Annotated in this window: 16 protein-coding genes; 5 read left to right on the top strand and 11 right to left on the bottom strand. The window is 70.6% G+C overall.

Going from position 1 to position 17,023, the window contains the following annotated elements; all coding sequences use genetic code 11:
• Positions 1-2: 2 nt before the first annotated feature.
• Genes ACWEVS_RS01515 through ACWEVS_RS01525 form a run of 3 tightly spaced genes read right to left on the bottom strand, consistent with a single transcriptional unit; the run spans position 3 to position 2,249 of the window.
• Complete coding sequence (locus tag ACWEVS_RS01515) at positions 3-605, bottom strand: AMIN-like domain-containing (lipo)protein (protein ID WP_452549421.1); 603 nt, start codon at positions 603-605, stop codon at positions 3-5.
• Between the two features lie 19 nt (positions 606-624).
• Positions 625-1,650: an NAD(P)H-dependent flavin oxidoreductase gene (locus tag ACWEVS_RS01520; RefSeq protein WP_452549422.1), complete on the bottom strand. Its 1,026-nt coding sequence runs from the start codon at positions 1,648-1,650 to the stop codon at positions 625-627.
• 2 nt (positions 1,651-1,652) lie between these two features.
• Complete coding sequence (locus tag ACWEVS_RS01525; protein WP_452549424.1) at positions 1,653-2,249, bottom strand: flavodoxin family protein; 597 nt, start codon at positions 2,247-2,249, stop codon at positions 1,653-1,655.
• A gap of 49 nt (positions 2,250-2,298) precedes the next feature.
• Between ACWEVS_RS01525 and ACWEVS_RS01530 the strand changes: the two genes are divergently transcribed.
• Complete coding sequence (locus ACWEVS_RS01530; RefSeq protein ID WP_449920117.1) at positions 2,299-2,844, top strand: TetR/AcrR family transcriptional regulator; 546 nt, start codon at positions 2,299-2,301, stop codon at positions 2,842-2,844.
• A gap of 59 nt (positions 2,845-2,903) precedes the next feature.
• On the opposite strand, the gene ACWEVS_RS01535 is transcribed toward ACWEVS_RS01530, so the two are convergent.
• Positions 2,904-4,349, bottom strand: a complete 1,446-nt coding sequence (locus tag ACWEVS_RS01535) for an MFS transporter (protein WP_452549426.1) — start codon at positions 4,347-4,349, stop codon at positions 2,904-2,906.
• A gap of 60 nt (positions 4,350-4,409) precedes the next feature.
• On the opposite strand from ACWEVS_RS01535, the gene ACWEVS_RS01540 reads away from it, so the two are divergent.
• From ACWEVS_RS01540 to ACWEVS_RS01550, 3 genes are all read left to right on the top strand, one after another.
• The gene (locus ACWEVS_RS01540) at positions 4,410-4,784 is read left to right on the top strand and encodes a MarR family winged helix-turn-helix transcriptional regulator (RefSeq protein WP_449920112.1); all 375 of its coding nucleotides are present in this window, start codon (positions 4,410-4,412) and stop codon (positions 4,782-4,784) included.
• Positions 4,785-4,874: 90 nt separating this feature from the next.
• Entirely contained in the window at positions 4,875-5,693 is an 819-nt protein-coding gene (locus tag ACWEVS_RS01545; protein ID WP_452549428.1) for an NmrA family NAD(P)-binding protein, read from the top strand.
• Between the two features lie 57 nt (positions 5,694-5,750).
• Positions 5,751-6,590, top strand: coding sequence for an MOSC domain-containing protein (locus tag ACWEVS_RS01550; RefSeq protein WP_449920106.1), 840 nt, complete (start codon positions 5,751-5,753; stop codon positions 6,588-6,590).
• 37 nt (positions 6,591-6,627) lie between these two features.
• Here ACWEVS_RS01550 and ACWEVS_RS01555 read toward each other — a convergent pair whose 3' ends face one another.
• The 6 genes from ACWEVS_RS01555 to ACWEVS_RS01580 all read right to left on the bottom strand — a co-directional run bounded on the left by ACWEVS_RS01555 (position 6,628) and on the right by ACWEVS_RS01580 (position 13,475).
• Positions 6,628-7,905 (bottom strand): thymidine phosphorylase, encoded by a 1,278-nt coding sequence (locus ACWEVS_RS01555; RefSeq protein ID WP_452549579.1) that lies wholly within the window; start codon positions 7,903-7,905, stop codon positions 6,628-6,630.
• Positions 7,906-7,907: 2 nt separating this feature from the next.
• Positions 7,908-8,303: a cytidine deaminase gene (locus tag ACWEVS_RS01560; protein ID WP_452549430.1), complete on the bottom strand. Its 396-nt coding sequence runs from the start codon at positions 8,301-8,303 to the stop codon at positions 7,908-7,910.
• Positions 8,300-9,598, bottom strand: coding sequence for an ABC transporter permease (locus ACWEVS_RS01565; RefSeq protein WP_354906217.1), 1,299 nt, complete (start codon positions 9,596-9,598; stop codon positions 8,300-8,302). Before ACWEVS_RS01565 ends, ACWEVS_RS01560 begins: the two co-directional genes overlap by 4 nt.
• On the bottom strand, positions 9,595-10,737 hold the full coding sequence (locus ACWEVS_RS01570) for an ABC transporter permease (protein ID WP_449920099.1): 1,143 nt from the start codon (positions 10,735-10,737) through the stop codon (positions 9,595-9,597). The genes ACWEVS_RS01565 and ACWEVS_RS01570 overlap by 4 nt, the downstream gene beginning before the upstream one ends.
• The gene (locus tag ACWEVS_RS01575) at positions 10,734-12,326 is read right to left on the bottom strand and encodes an ABC transporter ATP-binding protein (RefSeq protein WP_452549432.1); all 1,593 of its coding nucleotides are present in this window, start codon (positions 12,324-12,326) and stop codon (positions 10,734-10,736) included. The genes ACWEVS_RS01570 and ACWEVS_RS01575 overlap by 4 nt, the downstream gene beginning before the upstream one ends.
• A gap of 81 nt (positions 12,327-12,407) precedes the next feature.
• Positions 12,408-13,475: a BMP family lipoprotein gene (locus ACWEVS_RS01580; RefSeq protein WP_354906220.1), complete on the bottom strand. Its 1,068-nt coding sequence runs from the start codon at positions 13,473-13,475 to the stop codon at positions 12,408-12,410.
• A gap of 315 nt (positions 13,476-13,790) precedes the next feature.
• Here ACWEVS_RS01580 and ACWEVS_RS01585 point away from each other — a divergent pair, with 315 nt between their 5' ends.
• Complete coding sequence (locus ACWEVS_RS01585; RefSeq protein ID WP_449920095.1) at positions 13,791-15,650, top strand: Xaa-Pro dipeptidyl-peptidase; 1,860 nt, start codon at positions 13,791-13,793, stop codon at positions 15,648-15,650.
• A gap of 111 nt (positions 15,651-15,761) precedes the next feature.
• On the opposite strand, the gene ACWEVS_RS01590 is transcribed toward ACWEVS_RS01585, so the two are convergent.
• Positions 15,762-16,997: a M20 family metallopeptidase gene (locus tag ACWEVS_RS01590; RefSeq protein WP_449920092.1), complete on the bottom strand. Its 1,236-nt coding sequence runs from the start codon at positions 16,995-16,997 to the stop codon at positions 15,762-15,764.
• Positions 16,998-17,023: the final 26 nt, after the last annotated feature.

The following is a 17,023-nucleotide window of genomic DNA, read 5'->3' on the forward strand; positions in this document are numbered from 1 at the left end:
TGTCAGTGTGCCACGTCTATCACCAGGCGATCGGGGCCGGTCAGCTTCGCCACCGAGAACGGGGCCCGGTGGTCGAGCACCAGGCCCACGCCGACCACGCCCTCGAAGTCGCCGGTCTTGACGACGTTCTGCACGTTGCCGAGCCCGACCTGGAAGACGGGCCCGCCGGTCCAGGTCGGCGCGCCCTTGTCGGTGTGGGCGCGGGCGGGCTTGAGCGTCACCTGGAGGTAGGCGCCGCCCTTCACGTCGATCGGCTCGCCCGAGCCGTCCTGGACCAGTTCGTCGACCCAGCTGACGCTGTAGTTGGCGACGTCGCCGTCGAGGTCGATGACGACCCTGTCGAGGGATCCGTGGTCGGCGAACCTGACCGCCTTGACCTGGACAGCCTCGCCGGGATCGCCCTCCACCTCGACGTCGGCGGTGCCGGTGGGCACGGGCATGGCCGCGCTCGGAGCCGACGTGGCGGAGGACGTGTCACCGGCGGCGGCGGTGGAGGCCGAAGGGCCGGCGCTGGGCGCCACCGAGGCGGTGGGCGGCGCGCCCGTGCCACATCCGGCCAGAACGGCCAGCCCGACCACGAGGACGCCAACGCGCGAAGACCGCATACCTCCTAGATGCCCTGGCTCACTCCGCGGTAAGCCCGGCCAGATCGGACAGGTACGCGGCGGCCTTGCGCCTCCTGACGAGAGGCGCGGCCTGTCCCGACCACAGGTTGGCGTGCTCGGCGCCGCCCGCCCTGCGGATCGGCAGCATGAGCTGGTTCTGCGCGGGATAGGGCGGCACCACGTCCTCGAAGGCGGCCATCTCCCTGACGAACGTGTTGGGGATGGTGCGTGCCGTACGGCCGGAGAAGAGTCTGGTCAGGACGGTCACCCTGGCCTCGTCGCCGAGCAGCGCCCGCAGGTGCGCCTCCCCCACCGCCGACTCCTCGGTGACGAGGAAGCCGGTGCCGACCTGGACGGCGTCGGCGCCGAGGGCCAGCGCCGCCACGACGCCCCGCCGGTCGGCGATCCCGCCCGCGGCGATGACCGGGACCGAGACCTTGTCGGCCACCTGCGGGATCAGGGAGAAGGTGCCGACCAGCGACTCGCGCACCGGCCGCAGGAACGCTCCCCTGTGGCCGCCCGCGTCGCTGCCGGAGGCGACGATCGCGTCGAGCCCGGCCTCGTGCAGCGCGATCGCCTCGTCGACGGTCGTGGCGGTGCCGATGGTGACGATGCTCCTGCGCCTGGCCTCGGCCAGCACCTCGGCGGGCGGGACGCCCATCACGAAGCTGATCGCGGGTGGGGCGGCGTCCAGCAGGGCGGCGGCCTGCTCGGTGAAGTCGGGGGCGGGCGACGGGGTGGGCGGGGTGAGGCCGAGCGCGTCGTAGTAGGGCCGCAGCCGCTCCACGTCGGCCTCGGTCGCGACCGCGCCCTCCTCCTCGGGGTGCGGGACCCAGAGGTTGACGGCGAAGGACCGGTCCGTCGCCGCCTTCAGTTCGGCGACGAGGGCGGTGAGCCGGTCGGGGGGCAGGATGTGCCCGCCGTACGAGCCGAGGCCTCCGGCGTTGGAGACGGCGGCCGCCAGCGCCACCGACGACAGGCCGCCGCCGAACGGGCCCTGGACGACGGGGTGGTCGAGGCCGAGTAGCTCTTCCAACCGTCCCATGGTCACGCCACCGCCTGAACGCGCCGGCCGTGGGCGAGCTGGAGGGCCGTGGTGGCCACCCTGCGGCCGAGGTGCTCGGCGGTGCGCAGGTCGGACTCCAGCGGGGCCGCGTCGGGGCCGAGGTCGGAGGGGGACTGGGCCATCGCGCCGATGAAGGCGCCGAGGCGGTTGAGGTCCTCGGGGGAACCGGCCGAGCTGTAGAGCCAGCCGGGCGGCAGCCCGAGCGTCACCCAGTGCATGCCGTGCTGGGCGGCCAGGAGCGCCATCGACGTCAGGGTGTGCAGCTTGTCGCCGTTGACGCCGGCGGAGTTGGTGAACGCCGCGCCGACCTTGTCCCGCCAGCCCATCTCGGCCCAGACCTTGGAGCTGGCCTCCGCGAAGGCCTGGAAGGCCGCCGACTGGCTGCCCATGTAGGTGGGCGAGCCGAACACGATGGCGTCGGCCTCGGCCAGTGCCTGCCACAAGGCGTCGTCCATGGCGGCCACCTCCAGGAGGTCGGCCGTGGCGCCGGGAACGGAGCCGACGCCCGCCGCCACTGCGCGGGCCTGGCGGGCGGTGTGGCCGGAGCCACTGTGATACGCGATCGCAACCTTGATCATGCGGTCACAGTAGACGACCGGTCAACTATTTTTCAAGTATGCTCCTCGCATGGGACGACAGAGCAACGCCCGCGAGCGCCTTCTCGACGCCGCCTGCGAGCTGATCCACAGCCGTGGCTACGGCAGCATCGGCGTCGCGGAGATCTGCGCGAAGGCCGACGTCAGGAAGGGCAGCTTCTACCACTTCTTCGAGTCGAAGCAGGCGCTCACGCTCGAGGTGATCGACGAGCACTGGCGCAGGCAGCGGGCCGACTGGGTGGACACGCTCGCCGGCGCGGGGCTGGAACAGCTCTTCCGCGACCAGACCGAGGCCCAGCGACGCTCCAAGGAGACCAGCGGCGTCATCAACGGCTGCCTGCTGGCCAACCTGGCGCTGGAGCTGAGCAACCAGGACGAGGTCGTCAGGGCCAGGCTCGAGCAGATCTTCGACGAGCAGGTCGACCTGGTGCACGGCGCGCTCGGGCCGGGCGCCGAGCGCGCCACGGCCAGGGCGCTGGTCGCCCAGCTGGAGGGCATGGTGCTCTTCGCCAAGATCTCCAACGACCCCGCGGTCCTGGACGACCTGTGGCGGCAGGCGCGCCTGCTCATGACATGACGAGAACGGCCTCCCCGCGCGGCGGGGAGGCCGTTCTCAGCCGGGACGGGCGGACCGTCTCAGACCGTCTCGTAGACCTTGACCTCGTCGGCCTCGACGGCGGGCGCCCGGCGGAAGCTCAGCCCCGTGGCCGAGATCAGCAGGCCCACCACCGCCAGGATCAGCGGCACGATGATCGAGGTCTTGAGCGACTCGATGGTGATGCCGCCGGCTGAGCCGGAGGTCAGCACCGCCGTGACCACGGCCAGCACGACCGCGCCGCCGACCTGGCCCGAGGTGTTGAGCAGGCCGGAGGCAAGGCCCTGCTCGTCGTCGTGCACGCCGTTGGTCGCCTGGATGTTGAGCGACGGGAAGGACAGCGCGAAGGCGATGCCCAGCAGCACCATGCCGGGGATGACCAGGCCGCCCAGGCTCGGGCTCTCGTCGATCCCGAGGAAGACGGCGTAGCCGCCGGCCAGCGCGGCCGAGCCGATGACGATGAGCTTGGCCGTGCCGAACCTGTCGGCGAAGTCACCCATCTTGGTGGAGGTCAGCGCCACGAGCAGACCGGCGGGCAGGAACGCGAGCGCGGTCTGCATCGCCGACCAGTGCAGCAGGTTCTGGAAGTACTGCATGGCCACGAACTGGAAGCCGACGTAGGAGCCGAACAGGATGACCAGGCCCAGGTTGGCCCGCACGATCGGAGCCGAGCGCAGCAGGCCGAGCCGCACCAGCGGGTGCTTGACCCTCAGCTCGGCGAAGACGAACAGGCCGAGCAGGACGAAGGAGGCCAGCAGCGAGCCGATGGTGCGGACCGACAGCCAGCCCGCCTCCGGAGCCTGGACCACCGTGAACACCAGCAGCAGCATCGAGGCCGTGATCAGGACCGCGCCGATCAGGTCGTAGCCGCCCTCGGCCCGCTCCTCGTGGCCCTTGGGCAGCACCTTGAGCGCGGCGACCAGGGCGAGGATCGCGACCGGCACGGGCATCAGGAACGTCGCCCGCCAGTCGAGCTCGGTGAGCAGGCCGGACAGCACCAGGCCGAGGGAGAACCCGCTGGCCCCCGAGGCGGTGAAGACGCTCAGTGCCCTGTTGCGCTCGGGCCCCTCGGGAAAGGACGTCGTGATGATCGACAACGCCGCCGGCGCGGTGAACGCCGCGCTCATGCCCTTGATGAAGCGGGCGACGATCAGCAACGTGCCGTCGTCGACGATGCCACCGAGCAGCGAGGCCACGGCGAAGACGCCCAGCGCGACCAGGAACACCCTGCGCCGCCCGAGCAGGTCGGCGGTCCTGCCCCCGAGAAGCAGAAGACCGCCGTATCCCAGCACGTAGCCGCTGACCACCCATTGCAACGACGAAGGAGAGAGCCCCAGATCCGTCTGGATGGCCGGCAGGGCGACACCGACCATCGACACATCAAGAGCGTCAAGGAAGATCACAGCGCAGAGCACGGCGAGCGCGCCCCACCCAGCAGTACGAGCAGAAGTGGAGGACATGGACACCGAGACTACATGCACCTGCATTAGATGCAACCGAATTTAATGTGGTTGCATAGATATTTACCTGGTGGTATTCTCCGCGTCATGAACGAGGAGGCCGTGGTCAGGGCCTGGCACGATGTGCTGGCCAAGCACGCGAAGGCGCAGTGCGCGCTCGAGCGCGAGCTCGGCGAGAAGCACGATCTCGGCGCCAGCGAGTTCGAGGTGCTCGATCGCATCGTCTCCTCCGACTGCCGGAAGTTCCGCGTGCAGGAGCTCGCCGACGAGGTGCACCTGAGCCAGAGCGCCCTGTCCCGCGTCGTGGCCCGCCTGGAGAAGGCCGGCCTGGTCAGCCGCGGGGTCTGCGACATGGACCGGCGCGGCGTCTTCGTCTGGATCACCGACGAGGGCCTCGGCCGCCACGCCGCCGCCCGCCCGACCCACCGCGCGGTCCTCTGCGACGTCTTCGCGAACGCCTAACGCATCGGCTCCCTATTGCGGAACCTTCCTTTCCGCGATGGTTCCTACTGTTGTTCCTGACACCGCAACCGAAGCGTCAGGGAGCACGCGATGACCATTCTCGTGACCGGAGCCACCGGCACCGTCGGCCGCCACATCGTCAGCCACCTCGTCGAGGCCGGCCATGCCGTACGCGCCCTGACCAGGAACCCGGGCAAGGCCTCCTTCCCCGAGGACGTCGAGGTGGTGGGCGGCGACCTGGCCGCCACCGACACGCTGCAGGCCGCCTTCGAGGGCGTGACGGCCGTCCATCTGATCAACTTCGGCGGTGACGACTACGCGCCGCTGCCGAACGGCAAGGAGATCGTCGACCTGGCCAGCAAGGCCGGCGTGCGCAGGGTGACCGTGCTCGGCGGCTGGGACGAGAGCACGCTGGAGCCCGCCCTCAGGGAGAGCGACCTGGCCTGGACGCACATCCGGCCGACCGAGTTCATGTCGAACCTGCTGAAGTGGACCGACGACGTACGCGCCGAGGGCGTGGTGCGGGAGCCGTTCGGCGAGGCCACCACGGCGCTGGTGCACGAGGCCGACATCGCCGCCGTGGCGGCCACCGCCCTGGTCGAGGACGGCCACGGGGGCAAGGTCTACCCCCTCACCGGGCCCGAGCGGCTGACCACGCGCGACAAGGTCCGCATCATCGGCGCGGCGATCGGCAAGGAGATCGAGTTCGTCGAGCTGACACCGGAGCAGGCCAGGGAGCGGATGGCCGCGCAGGGGACGCCGCAGGAGTTGATCGACTTCATGATCGAGGTCTTCGGCAACGTCCCGGAGGAGGCCAACCGCGTCAACTCCGTGGTGCTCGACGTCACGGGCCGCGCCCCGCGGACGTTCGCGCAGTGGGCCGCGGAGAACGCCGACAACTTCCGCTGAGCCCTGAGGGAAGGGGCGGGGCTCCTCCCGTCATGACTAATGGCACAATACAGGATTGTGGAATTAGGCACGATCGAACGGATGCGCCGCCATCCCGTCAAAGGCCTGCTCGGCGAGGACGTCGCCGAGGCCGCCCTCACCTCGCTCGGGCTCGACGGCGACCGGCGCCTGGCCCTTCTCGACCGTGAGACGGGAAAGGTCGCCAGCCCCAAGAACCCCCGCCTGTGGCGGAGCATGCTCACACTGTCGGCGGTCACGGATGGTGACCGTACCAGGATCACCCTGCCCGACGGCACGATCGTGCACAGCGACGACCCCGACGTCGACGAGGTGCTGTCGCTGGCCGTCGGCAGAAAGGTGACACTCACCGGCACACCGCCCGAGGGCGCCGCCCTGGAACGGGCCGTCCCCGAGGAGGTGCTGGCCGCGGGCGTCACCGCCGAGGTCGCCGTCGAACCGGGCAGGCTCGGCGGCGGGGCGCCCGGCACCTTCTTCGACTACGCGCCCGTCCACCTGCTCGCCACCTCCACCCTCGCGGCCGTCGGCGCCGCAGGACCGACCGGCGCGCCCGCCGACGCCGTCCGCTACCGGCCCAACCTGGTCATCCGTACGGCAGGCGAGGGCGGCGAGGGCTACGTGGAGAACGGCTGGCTCGGCAGGCAGGTGGCCGTCGGCGACGAGGTCGTCCTGCGGGTCACCGTCCCGACGCCACGGTGCGCGGTCCCCACGCTCGAACACGGGCCGCTTCCCCGCGACACCTCCGCGCTCCAGGTGCCCGCCGTCCACAACAGGGTCGAGCCGCTGCCGGGCATGGGGCCGCGGCCGTGCGTGGGCGCGTACGCCGAGGTGCTCCGCCCCGGCCGGGTCCGCGTCGGCGACCGGATCCGGCTGCTCTGACCCCTCCCCGGTGCCGTGCCGGGGAGGGGCAGCGGGATCAGGCGGTGATGCGGTCGATGACCAGGGGCAGCAGCTCCGGGCTGGAGGCCGGGCCGACCTCGTAGGCGCCCTCCAGCGCCTCCAGCGCCCGCGCGAACCTGGCCGTCTCGTCCGTGTGCAGCGTCAGCAGCGGCTGGCCCTCCCTGACCAGGTCGCCCGGCTTGGCGTGCAGCGTGATGCCCGCGCCGAACGAGACCGGGTCCTCCTTGCGGGCCCGGCCCGCCCCCAGGCGCCAGGCGGCGAGCCCGACCCCGTAGGCGTCCAGCCGGGTCAGCACGCCCGAGGCGGGACACTGCACGGTCATCGTCTCGGCCGCCCTGGGCAGCACCCCGTCAGGGTCGCCGCCCTGAGCGGTGATCATGCGGCGCCAGGCGTCCATCGCCGAGCCGTCCTTCAACGCCTCGGCGGGGTCCTTGCCGGACACGCCCGCCGCCTCCAGCATCTCCCTGGCCAGCCGTACCGTCAGCTCCACCACGTCGGCGGGCCCGCCGCCGGCGAGGACCTCGACCGACTCGGCGACCTCCAGGGCGTTGCCGACGGCCAGGCCGAGCGGCCGGTCCATCGCGGTCAGCAGCGCGACGGTGCGCACACCCGCGTCGGCGCCGAGCGACACCATGGTGGCGGCGAGCTCGCGCGCCGAGTCGACGTCCTTCATGAACGCGCCGGAGCCCACCTTGACGTCGAGGACCAACGAGCCGGTCCCCTCGGCGATCTTCTTCGACATGATCGAGGAAGCGATCAGCGGGATCGACTCGACGGTTCCCGTCACGTCGCGCAGGGCGTACAGCTTCTTGTCGGCCGGGGCGAGCCCCGCGCCGGCCGCGCAGATGACCGCGCCCGCCTCGCGCAGGACGGCAAGCATCTCGCCGTTGGACAGCGAGGCCCGCCAGCCGGGGATCGACTCCAGCTTGTCCAGGGTGCCGCCGGTGTGGCCGAGGCCGCGGCCCGACAGCTGCGGGACGTAGGCGCCGCATGCCGCCACGAGCGGCGCGAGCGGCAGAGTGATCTTGTCGCCGACGCCGCCGGTGGAGTGCTTGTCCGCGGTCGGGCGGTCGAGCACCGACCAGTCCATGCGCTCGCCGGTGCGGATCATCGCCTGGGTCCAGTCGGCGATCTCGCGCCGGTCCATGCCGTTGAGCAGGATCGCCATCGCGAGAGCCGACATCTGCTCGTCGGCCACGTCGCCGCGGGTGTAGGCGTCGACGACCCAGTCGATCTGCGCGGTGGTCAGCGCGCCGCGGCCCCGCTTGGTGACGATGACGTCGATGACGTCCATGCTCATGCCCCCCTGGACAGGTCGTCGGGTCCGAAGGCGTAGAGCAGGATGTCGCCCATCCGCCGGGGCCCGTCGGGCGTCTCCACCAGCAGTTCCTCGCCACCGAACTCGTAGAGCAGCTGGCGGCAGCGCCCGCACGGCATGAGCAGCTCGCCGTGGCCGTCGACGCAGGTGAAGGCGACCAGCCTGCCGCCGCCGGTGGCGTGCAGCGCCGAGACGAGGCCGCACTCGGCGCACAGGCCGAGCCCGTAGGAGGCGTTCTCGACGTTGCAGCCGGTGACGACACGCCCGTCGTCGACCACGGCGGCGGCGCCCACCGGGAACTTGGAGTAGGGCGCGTAGGCGTTCTGCATCGCCTGCGTGGCCTCGTCCCTGAGCGCGTCCCAGTCGATGCTCAATGCTGCTCCCCGCGGCGGTAGCGCACGCCGTCCGCCTTGGGCATCCGCAGGCGCTGGGAGGCGACCAGGAGGACCAGCAGCGTCAGGACGTGCGGGGTGATGAAGACGAACTCGTTCGGCAGGCGGTCGACGGTGATCCACAGCCAGATGAGCACGACCGCGCCGCCCGCGGCGAACGCCATGAGGGTGTAGTCCTTGGCCCCCGCGACGGCCGCGGCCGGCGTCTCGCGGCCGGTCAGGAACAGCTGCCTGATCCGGTAGGCGACGTAGATGAACAGCAGGATCGCGCCGAACAGGAAGAACCCGGTCACCGCCGCCGAGCTGCGCAGCTGCAGGCCGTTGGCGTAGCCGAACAGCGAGGCGCCCGCCGCGAGCCCGCCGGGCCGCCAGTTGCCGAAGATCATGGCGGCCAGGCCGATGAAGCCGCGGCCCTGCGTCTGGCCCTCGACGTACTTGGAGGTGAAGAAGACCAGGAACACGCCGCCGAGCCCGGCCATCGCGCCGGAGATGACGGTCGCGACGTACTTGGTGCGGTAGACGTTCACGCCCAGCGACTCGGCCGCCCACGGGTTCTCGCCCGCCGAGCGCAGCCGGAGGCCGAAGGCCGTGTGCCAGAGCACGAGATAGGTCAGCGGGATCAGCGCGACGGCCACGATGACCAGGAGGCCCACGTCGTGGGTGAGCCCGCGCAGGATGCCGGCGATGTCCGAGATGAGAAACCAGTGCGTGTTCTCCAGCGCGCCGAGCCAGTCGGGCCCCGAGGAGAGCAGGGGCAGGCTCACCTCGGGCGGCTCGGAGGACAGCGCGGGCGAGGTGGTGATGCCCGCTCCCGCCGCGGCGGCGGCCGTGCCCTCGGCGTACAGGACCTCGGACAGGAACCGGGTGATGCCCGGGCCCAGCAGGTTGATCGCGACGCCGCTGATGATGTGGTCGACGCCGAAGCCGACCGTGGCGATCGCGTGCAGCAGGCCGCCGACCGCTCCCGCCGCCAGGCCCGCGAGCAGGGCCGCGGGCCAGCCCCACTGGTAGCCGGCCCAGCCGGCGAACCAGGTGCCGAGCACCATCATGCCCTCGAGACCGATGTTGACCACACCGGCCCGCTCCGCCCACAGCCCGCCCAGACCGGCCAGTCCGATGGGTACGGCCAGCACCAGCGCCGCCTGGAAGGTGCCGGACGAGGTGATGTCGACCTTGCCGCTGATGACTCTCACCAGGGACAGCAGCAGGATGAGCACCGCCACGCCGATCAGCGTGAGGTGGTACTTCCTGACCTTGCGTGCCTCGACGGCGCTCATGCGGCCACCTCTACGCGGTTCGTCGTGGCGAGCTGGCGGGCGGCCCGCCGTTCCTCCTGGCGGAGCGCCATCCTGCTGGTGATCTCGTTGGCGATGACCACCAGCAGCACGATGGTGCCCTGCATGATCATGATGACCGACGGCGGCACGTCCGCGAACTGCAGCGGACCCTGCGCCCGGTCGAGGAAGCCGAACAGCAGGGCGGCGAACGCGATGCCGACCGGCCTGTTCCGGCCGAGCAGGGCGACCGCGATGCCGAGGAAGCCGAGACCGGCGGTGAAGCTGGTGCCGTAGTTGTGGGTGCGGCCGAGGATCTCGGGAAGGCCGATGAGCCCCGCGATGGCGCCGGAGAGCACCATCGCCGAGATGACCATCTTCTTCGGCTTGACGCCCGACGCGAGGGCGGCGATCGAGTTCAGGCCGCTGGCCTTGACGTCGAAGCCGAAGCGGGTGCGTTCGAGCACCACCCACAGCACGATGCCGAGCACGACCGCCACGCCGAGGAAGCCCCACAGGCCCGCGCCACGAGGCGCGGGCAGCCCGAACATCGTGAACAGGAAGTTGACGTCCGGGAACCAGCCGGACTGCGGGATGTCGGCCGTCTGCACCGTCAGCTGGCCCTCGGCCCGCGGCCCCTGGAAGGGCCCGCGCACCAGGAAGGCGGCCAGGCTGATCGCGATGTAGTTGAGCATGATGGTCGAGATGACCTCGTTGACGCCCCTGCCGACCTTCATCAGGGCCGGGATCAGCGCGTAGAGGCCGCCGACGGCCGCGGCGACCACCATGATGACCACGATCTGGATCGGCGCGGGCGCGCTGAAGGTCGCACCGACGTAGGCGGCGCAGACGGCCGCGAGGCGGTACTGCCCCTCCACACCGATGTTGAAGAGGTTCATCCGGAAGCCCACGGCGACCGCGAGACCGGCGATGTACAGCGGGACCGCTCGGTTGATCACCGTGGTGATGCCGTTGACCACGCTGTTCTCGGTCTGCCCGAAGTCGACCAGCGCGGCGAACGCGGCCAGCGGGTCGGCCCCCGCCACCAGGACGGCCACGCTCGAGATCAGCATGGCCAGGACGATGGCGGCGACGGCGCCGCCCACCGTCAGCAGCACGCGATAGAGCCCTGCGGGCATCATGCCCCTTCCTCGGTGATGGCGCCTGTCATGTAGCCGCCGAGCTGCTCAGGCGTCACCTGGGTGGGGTCGAGCCTGGCCACCAGCCGGCCCCGGTAGATCACGTACAGCGTGTCGGACAGGCCGATCAGCTCGTCGAGGTCGGCCGAGATCAGCAGGACGGCCAGCCCCGCGGCTCTGGCGTGGCGCAGGTGGTCCCAGATGGAGGCCTGGGCGCCGACGTCCACGCCTCTGGTCGGGTGGGCCGCGATGAGGAACGACGGCTCGCCGCTCATCTCCCTGCCGACGATCAGCTTCTGCTGGTTGCCGCCGGACAGGGCCAGCGCGAGGGTGTCGACGCTGGGGGTGCGCACGTCGTAGTCCTTGACGATGCGCTCGGTGTCGGCCTTGGCGGCCTTCCTGTCGATCCAGATGCCCTTGCGGACGGGCTTGCGCGTCTGGTGGCCGAGCACCCGGTTCTCCCAGAGCGAGGCCTCGAGCAGCAGGCCCTGGCGGTGGCGGTCCTCGGGGATGTAGCCGATGCCCGCCTCGCGGCGCTTGAGCGTGGTCCACTCGCTGATGTCGTCGGCGCCGAGGCTGATCTGGCCGTGCGCCTGGCGCATGCCCATGATCGCCTCGATCAGCTCGGACTGGCCGTTGCCCTCGACGCCGGCGATGCCGACGATCTCACCCTTGCGGATCTCGAAGGACACGTCGTCGAGCAGCAGCCGCCTGCCCCGCGTGAACTCCTGGAGGGACACGCCCTTGGGCAGCGGACGGAAGCCTTCGGCCTCCATGGTCAGGTTGGAGATCGCCAGCTCGACGGTGTCGGTGACGGTGGACTCGCGGGTCTCGGGGGTGGGCAGCTCGCTGCCGACCATCAGCTCGGCGAGCTGGCGGGCGCTGGTGACCTGGCTGCGCGGCATGCTCGCGACGGTGGTGCCGCGACGGATCACGGTGATCTCGTCGGCGATGCTGAGCACCTCGTCGAGCTTGTGCGAGATGAAGATGACCGTGAGGCCGTCGGCCTTGAGCTCGCGCAGGTTGTCGAACAGCTCCTCGACCTCCTGCGGCACGAGGACCGCGGTGGGCTCGTCGAGGATGAGGACGCGGGCGCCCCGGTAGAGGACCTTCAGGATCTCCACCCGCTGGCGGTCGCCGACGCCGAGGTCCTCGACCAGGCGGTCGGGGTCGACCCGCAGGCCGTGGGCCGCGGCCAGTTCCTGGATGCGGTGGCGCGCGCCGGACGCGTCGAGGAAGCCGGCGCTCTTCGGCTCCGCGCCGAGGACGATGTTCTCCAGCACGGTCAGGTTGTCGGCCAGCATGAAGTGCTGGTGGACCATGCCGATGCCGGCCGCGATCGCGTCGCTCGGCGTCCGGAAGCTGACATCCTGGCCGTTCACCCTGATCTGGCCCTCGTCCGGCTTCTGCATGCCGTACAGGATCTTCATCAGAGTGGACTTGCCCGCGCCGTTCTCTCCGCAGATGGCGTGGACGCTGCCCGCCTCGATGGTGATGCGGATGTCATGGTTGGCGACGACGCCGGGAAAACGCTTGGTGATGCCCTCCAGCTCAACGGCGGGTTTCGCCGGGGCGAGGGTGTCCGAGCTCATACGGTCTCCTGGAGAGCCGGGATAGAGCGAAGGCCCGGGACGCGCCCGGGCCTTCCATGGCCTCTTGGGTGTCTACCCAGATTACGGCTTGCTCGGAACGGTGATTTCGCCGTCCACGATCTTCTTCTTGGCGGCGTCGATCTGCTCCTGGATGTCGTCGATCTCGCCACCGGTGGTGGACAGGCCCACGCCGTCGACCTTCAGGTCGTAGACGTCGTTCTTGCCGCCCTTCGCGCCGCCCTGGAACGCCTTGATGAACTCGAACACGCCGACGTCGACGCGCTTGATCATCGAGGTCATGATGACGGGCTGGAGCGCGGCGTCCACGGTCTGCCGCTGGTCGGAGTCGACGCCGATGGCCAGCTTCTTGGCCTCGCCGGCGGCCTGGAAGACGCCGGTGCCGGAGTCGCCGGAGGCGTGGTAGACGATGTCCGCGCCGTCCTGGTACATCTTCTCGGCGGCGATCTTGCCCTTGTCGGGGGCCTTGAAGCCGCTGAAGTCACCGTCGGGCGTCAGGTACTTCACGTCGACCTTGGTGTCGGGCTTGGTGGCCTTGACACCGGCGCTGAAGCCCGCCTCGAACTTCTTGATCAGGTCGTTCTCGACGCCGCCGACGAAGCCGACGTGGTTGGTCTTGCTCTTCAGCGCGGCTGCGACGCCCGCCAGGTAGGAGCCCTGCTCCTCGGCGAACAGCAGACCGGTCACGTTCGGGGCGTTGGAGGCCGAGTCGACGACCGCGAACTGGACGTCGGTGTACTCCTGCGCCGCCTTCTTGATGTCCTCGCCGTAGGCGAAGCCGACACCGATGATCGGGTTGTAGCCGGCCTCGGCCAGCTGGCGCAGCAGCTCGCCACGGTTGGAGCCGTCAGCGGCCGGGCTGAGCTCCTTGATGTCGGCGCCGAGCTCCTTCGCGGCCCGCTCGAGGCCCGCGTAGGCGGCGTCGTTGAACGACTTGTCACCACGGCCGCCGACGTCGAAGGCGAGACCCACCTTCAGACCGCTGGCCTTCGCGGGCTCGCTGGCCGCCCCGCTCGGAGCCGCGGAGCTGGTCGCGCCCGTGCTCCCGCCGCCACCACACGCCGCGGCCGCCATGAGCATGGCACCAGCGACGGTGCCGACCGCAATCCTGCCGAATCGCTTGCTGAGCAAGGCGACTCCTTCCATTTCCCCGCCGTCCAACTTTCATCGCACGCGCGAAGAAACGCACGGCAACCCTGCACGGAAGATAGTTGTTCGGCCATGACAGTCCAAACCAGCACACAGGTCCGCAACCGCTCCGTTATCGACATCAGGCGCGTCTGTGACCTGGATGCCGGCGCTGTGCGCCTGACCTGCAGCTTATGGGCCGGCCACGGCTCCACTACACGCCGTTCACCCAACCTTGCCGGAAGTCAAGATCTTGCTGTCAAGCGGGAGATTCCGTTGGATGGCTAGAAATCTCCTATACCACCTGGAGCACCCCCCATGCGCACCCGGAGGACGATCGCGGTCCCGCTGGCCGCCGTGCTGATCGCGGCGGCGGGCGTGAATCCCGCTTTATCCGACACAGGACCGACGCAGCCCATCTACTCCAGGGCTGACGCCGTCAAGCAGACCGTCTTCGTCGAGGTGGAAGGCGTCGACAGCGACCGCGACGGCCGCAACGACAGGGTGGCGGCCGACTTCCTGCGGCCCAAGGAGACCGAGACCGGGCTCAAGGTTCCGATCATCATGGAGTCCAGCCCGTACTACGCGGGCATCGACGGCACCGTGCCCAACCACAAGGTGGACGTCGACGAGAACGGCAACCCGCTCCCCGGCCTGCGCTCCGCCGACACCAAGGCCGCGGTCGAGACCTTCCCGGGCTACTACGACAACTACTTCGTCCCCCGCGGTTACGCCGTGGCCCGCGTCGAAAGCCTCGGCAGCGGCAGGTCCACCGGCTGCCCCACCACGGGCGACGCGCAGGAGAGCGCCGGCCCCAAGGCCGTCATCGACTGGCTGAACGGCAGGGCCAAGGGCTTCGACGCGGCCGGCAACCCCGTGACCGCCTCCTGGTCCACCGGCAACGTCGGCATGATCGGCGTCTCCTACAACGGCACGCTGCCCAACCAGGTGGCCGCCACCGGCGTCGAGGGGCTCAAGACGATCGTGCCGATCGCCGCCATCTCCTCCTGGTACGACTACTACCGCGCCAACGGCGGCGTCCTCGCGCCGGGCGGCTACCAGGGCGAGGACGCCGACGTCATGGCGAAGGCCGTCCTCACCAGGGCGGGCAAGGAGATCTGCGCCCCGGTGATGGACGAGTTCACCGCCGCCCAGGACCGGATCACCGGCGACTACAGCGACTTCTGGGCCGCCCGCGACTTCCTCGTCGACGTGGACAAGGTCAAGGCCAGCGTCTTCCTCGTCCACGGGCTCAACGACTGGAACGTCAAGACCAAGCAGGCCGCGCAGTGGTGGCAGGCGCTGGCCAAGCGGGACGTGCCCCGCAAGATCTGGCTGCACCAGGGCGCCCACGCCGACCCGTTCAACGTCAGGACCGTCGAGTGGCTGCGGCAGCTCCACCTGTGGTTCGACCACTGGCTGTACGGGATCGACACGGGCATCATGTCCGAGCCGCAGGCCGACGTCGAGATCGCGCCCGGCCAGTGGGGTCAGCACGCCAGGTGGCCGCTGCCCGGCACGCTTCCCGTCCGCCTGTGGCTGGGCTCCTCCGCCACGCTGGGCCCGCTGCCCAGGCCGCTGTCGGCGCGCGAGTCCTACGTCGACCAGAACACCCGCAAGGCCGAACAGCTCGTCGAGACCGCTCCCGCCGCCGACCCCAACAGGCTCGCCTACCTGACCGATCCGCTGCCGACCGACGTCCGGATCTCCGGCACGCCGACGGTCACGGTGCGGGCCTCGCTCAAGGACGGCGCCTCGCCGTACCTGACCGCGTTGCTGGTGGACTACGGCACCGACACCAGGGCCAACGGGCGCCTGGTGAACACCGGCGAGCAGTACTGCTACGGCGAGGCGGTGCCCGGCGAGAGCGGGTGCACGTTCATCTACCGGCACGGGACCGTCTCGGCCCCCTACAAGATCGTCTCTCGCGGGTGGCTCGACGTGCGCAACCGGCACCGCGCCGACCGGACCGAGCCCGTCAGGGCGGGCAAGGCCTACACCTTCCGCTGGGACTTCCAGCCGCAGGACTACCTGTTCAAGAAGGGGCACAAGATCGGGCTCGTGCTGACCTCGACGGACTACGACTTCACGCTGCGGTACCCGGCGGGGACGAAGGTGGAGATCTCCCCCGGACTGTCGTCGCTCGAACTGCCGGTGGTCTTCGGCCGCCTGTCCTGAGGCCCTCCCGTACGGCGGGCGGTCCGCCGCCGCCCGCCGTGCCGGACACCGCCGCGCGTCGCGGAGCCCATGTCCACCGACCCTCCGGTCCGCGCCGCCGTCCGGGCGAGGTCAGATGTACTCGGCCACCGTCTGCTCGCTCACCTGTCCGGGACGGTGACCGTCCCAGAGGGCGGTCAGCGCGGTGGCCGCCATGAAGCGCACGCCGCTGCCGATGGCGCTCTCGTCGACGTCGAAGGTGCCCTGGTGGATGTCGTAGTCGAGCCCACCCGGCGAGCGCGTGCCGAGCCGGGCGAACGCCCCGGGGATCGACTCGAGGTACCAGGCGAAGTCCTCGCCGCCCAGCGACTGCTGGGTGGGGACGACCGAGCCGTGCCCGAGCACGCGCTCGGCGGCCTCGGCGAGCATCTGGACGCTCTCCTCGTCGTTGACGACGGGCGGGACGCCGCGGGAGTAGTCCATGGTGGCCTCGACGCCGTACGCGCCGGCGACCGACTCCAGCAGTGCCTTGATGAGGTCGGGGGCGGCGTGCCACGCGGACTCGTCCAGGCAGCGGACGGTGCCCTCGGCGATGCCGTCGTCGGGGATGGCGTTGGCGGCCGAGCCCGACTCGACGCGGCCCCACACCAGCGACAGCGACGAGCGGGGGTCGACCCGGCGGGAGAGCGCGGCGGGCAGCTCGGTGAGGATCTTGGCGAGGGCGAAGACGAGGTCGGCGGTCAGGTGGGGCCTGGCGGTGTGGCCGCCGGGTCCGCTGACCCGGATGGCGAGCTTGTCGCAGGCGGAGGTGATGGGACCGGCCTTGAGGCCGACCTGTCCGACGTCGACGCGGGGGTCGCAGTGGAGGCCGAAGATGCGCTCGACGCCGCTGATGCCGCCGTGCGCCATGACCTCGAGCGCGCCGCCGGGCAGCTCCTCGGCGGGCTGGAACAGCAGGCGGACCCGGCCTGGCAGCAGGCCGTCGGCGGCCTGGCGGGCGAGGAACAGGCCGGTGCCGAGCAGGATCGTGGTGTGCACGTCGTGGCCGCAGGCGTGGCAGATGCCCTGGACGGTCGACCGGTACGGCACGTCCTTCTCGTCGGGCAGGGCGAGCGCGTCGATGTCGGCGCGGAGCGCGATGGTGGGCCCGTCGCCGCTGCCGACCTCGCAGATCAGGCCGGTGCCTCGGGGGAGCACGGACGGGTTGAGGCCCGCGGCGTCGAGCCGGTCGGCGATCTTCTGGGTCGTGCGGTACTCGGCGAAGGCGAGCTCCGGGTGCATGTGCAGGTCGCGGCGGAAGGCCACCAGATCCTGCTCGTTCTCCACCAGGAACGCGTCGAGTTCCCCCCGCAGCTCACGTCCCTGCATCAGTCACCGTCCCGTCACGTGCGACA

Source organism: Nonomuraea sp. NPDC003754 (assembly GCF_053605785.1).

What these genes read in the sequence shown, in the direction of transcription:
- ACWEVS_RS01565 (WP_354906217.1), bottom strand. Translation starts at nt 9,598, where the DNA reads ATGAGCGCCGTCGAGGCACGCAAGGTCAGGAAGTACCACCTCACGCTG.
- ACWEVS_RS01545 (WP_452549428.1), top strand. Translation starts at nt 4,875, where the DNA reads ATGACCATTCTCGTGACCGGAGCCACCGGCACCGTCGGCCGCCACATC.
- ACWEVS_RS01540 (WP_449920112.1), top strand. Translation starts at nt 4,410, where the DNA reads ATGAACGAGGAGGCCGTGGTCAGGGCCTGGCACGATGTGCTGGCCAAG.
- ACWEVS_RS01535 (WP_452549426.1), bottom strand. Translation starts at nt 4,349, where the DNA reads ATGCAGGTGCATGTAGTCTCGGTGTCCATGTCCTCCACTTCTGCTCGT.
- ACWEVS_RS01585 (WP_449920095.1), top strand. Translation starts at nt 13,791, where the DNA reads ATGCGCACCCGGAGGACGATCGCGGTCCCGCTGGCCGCCGTGCTGATC.
- ACWEVS_RS01525 (WP_452549424.1), bottom strand. Translation starts at nt 2,249, where the DNA reads ATGATCAAGGTTGCGATCGCGTATCACAGTGGCTCCGGCCACACCGCC.
- ACWEVS_RS01520 (WP_452549422.1), bottom strand. Translation starts at nt 1,650, where the DNA reads ATGGGACGGTTGGAAGAGCTACTCGGCCTCGACCACCCCGTCGTCCAG.
- ACWEVS_RS01590 (WP_449920092.1), bottom strand. Translation starts at nt 16,997, where the DNA reads ATGCAGGGACGTGAGCTGCGGGGGGAACTCGACGCGTTCCTGGTGGAG.
- ACWEVS_RS01555 (WP_452549579.1), bottom strand. Translation starts at nt 7,905, where the DNA reads ATGGACGTCATCGACGTCATCGTCACCAAGCGGGGCCGCGGCGCGCTG.
- ACWEVS_RS01570 (WP_449920099.1), bottom strand. Translation starts at nt 10,737, where the DNA reads ATGATGCCCGCAGGGCTCTATCGCGTGCTGCTGACGGTGGGCGGCGCC.
- ACWEVS_RS01515 (WP_452549421.1), bottom strand. Translation starts at nt 605, where the DNA reads ATGCGGTCTTCGCGCGTTGGCGTCCTCGTGGTCGGGCTGGCCGTTCTG.
- ACWEVS_RS01575 (WP_452549432.1), bottom strand. Translation starts at nt 12,326, where the DNA reads ATGAGCTCGGACACCCTCGCCCCGGCGAAACCCGCCGTTGAGCTGGAG.
- ACWEVS_RS01530 (WP_449920117.1), top strand. Translation starts at nt 2,299, where the DNA reads ATGGGACGACAGAGCAACGCCCGCGAGCGCCTTCTCGACGCCGCCTGC.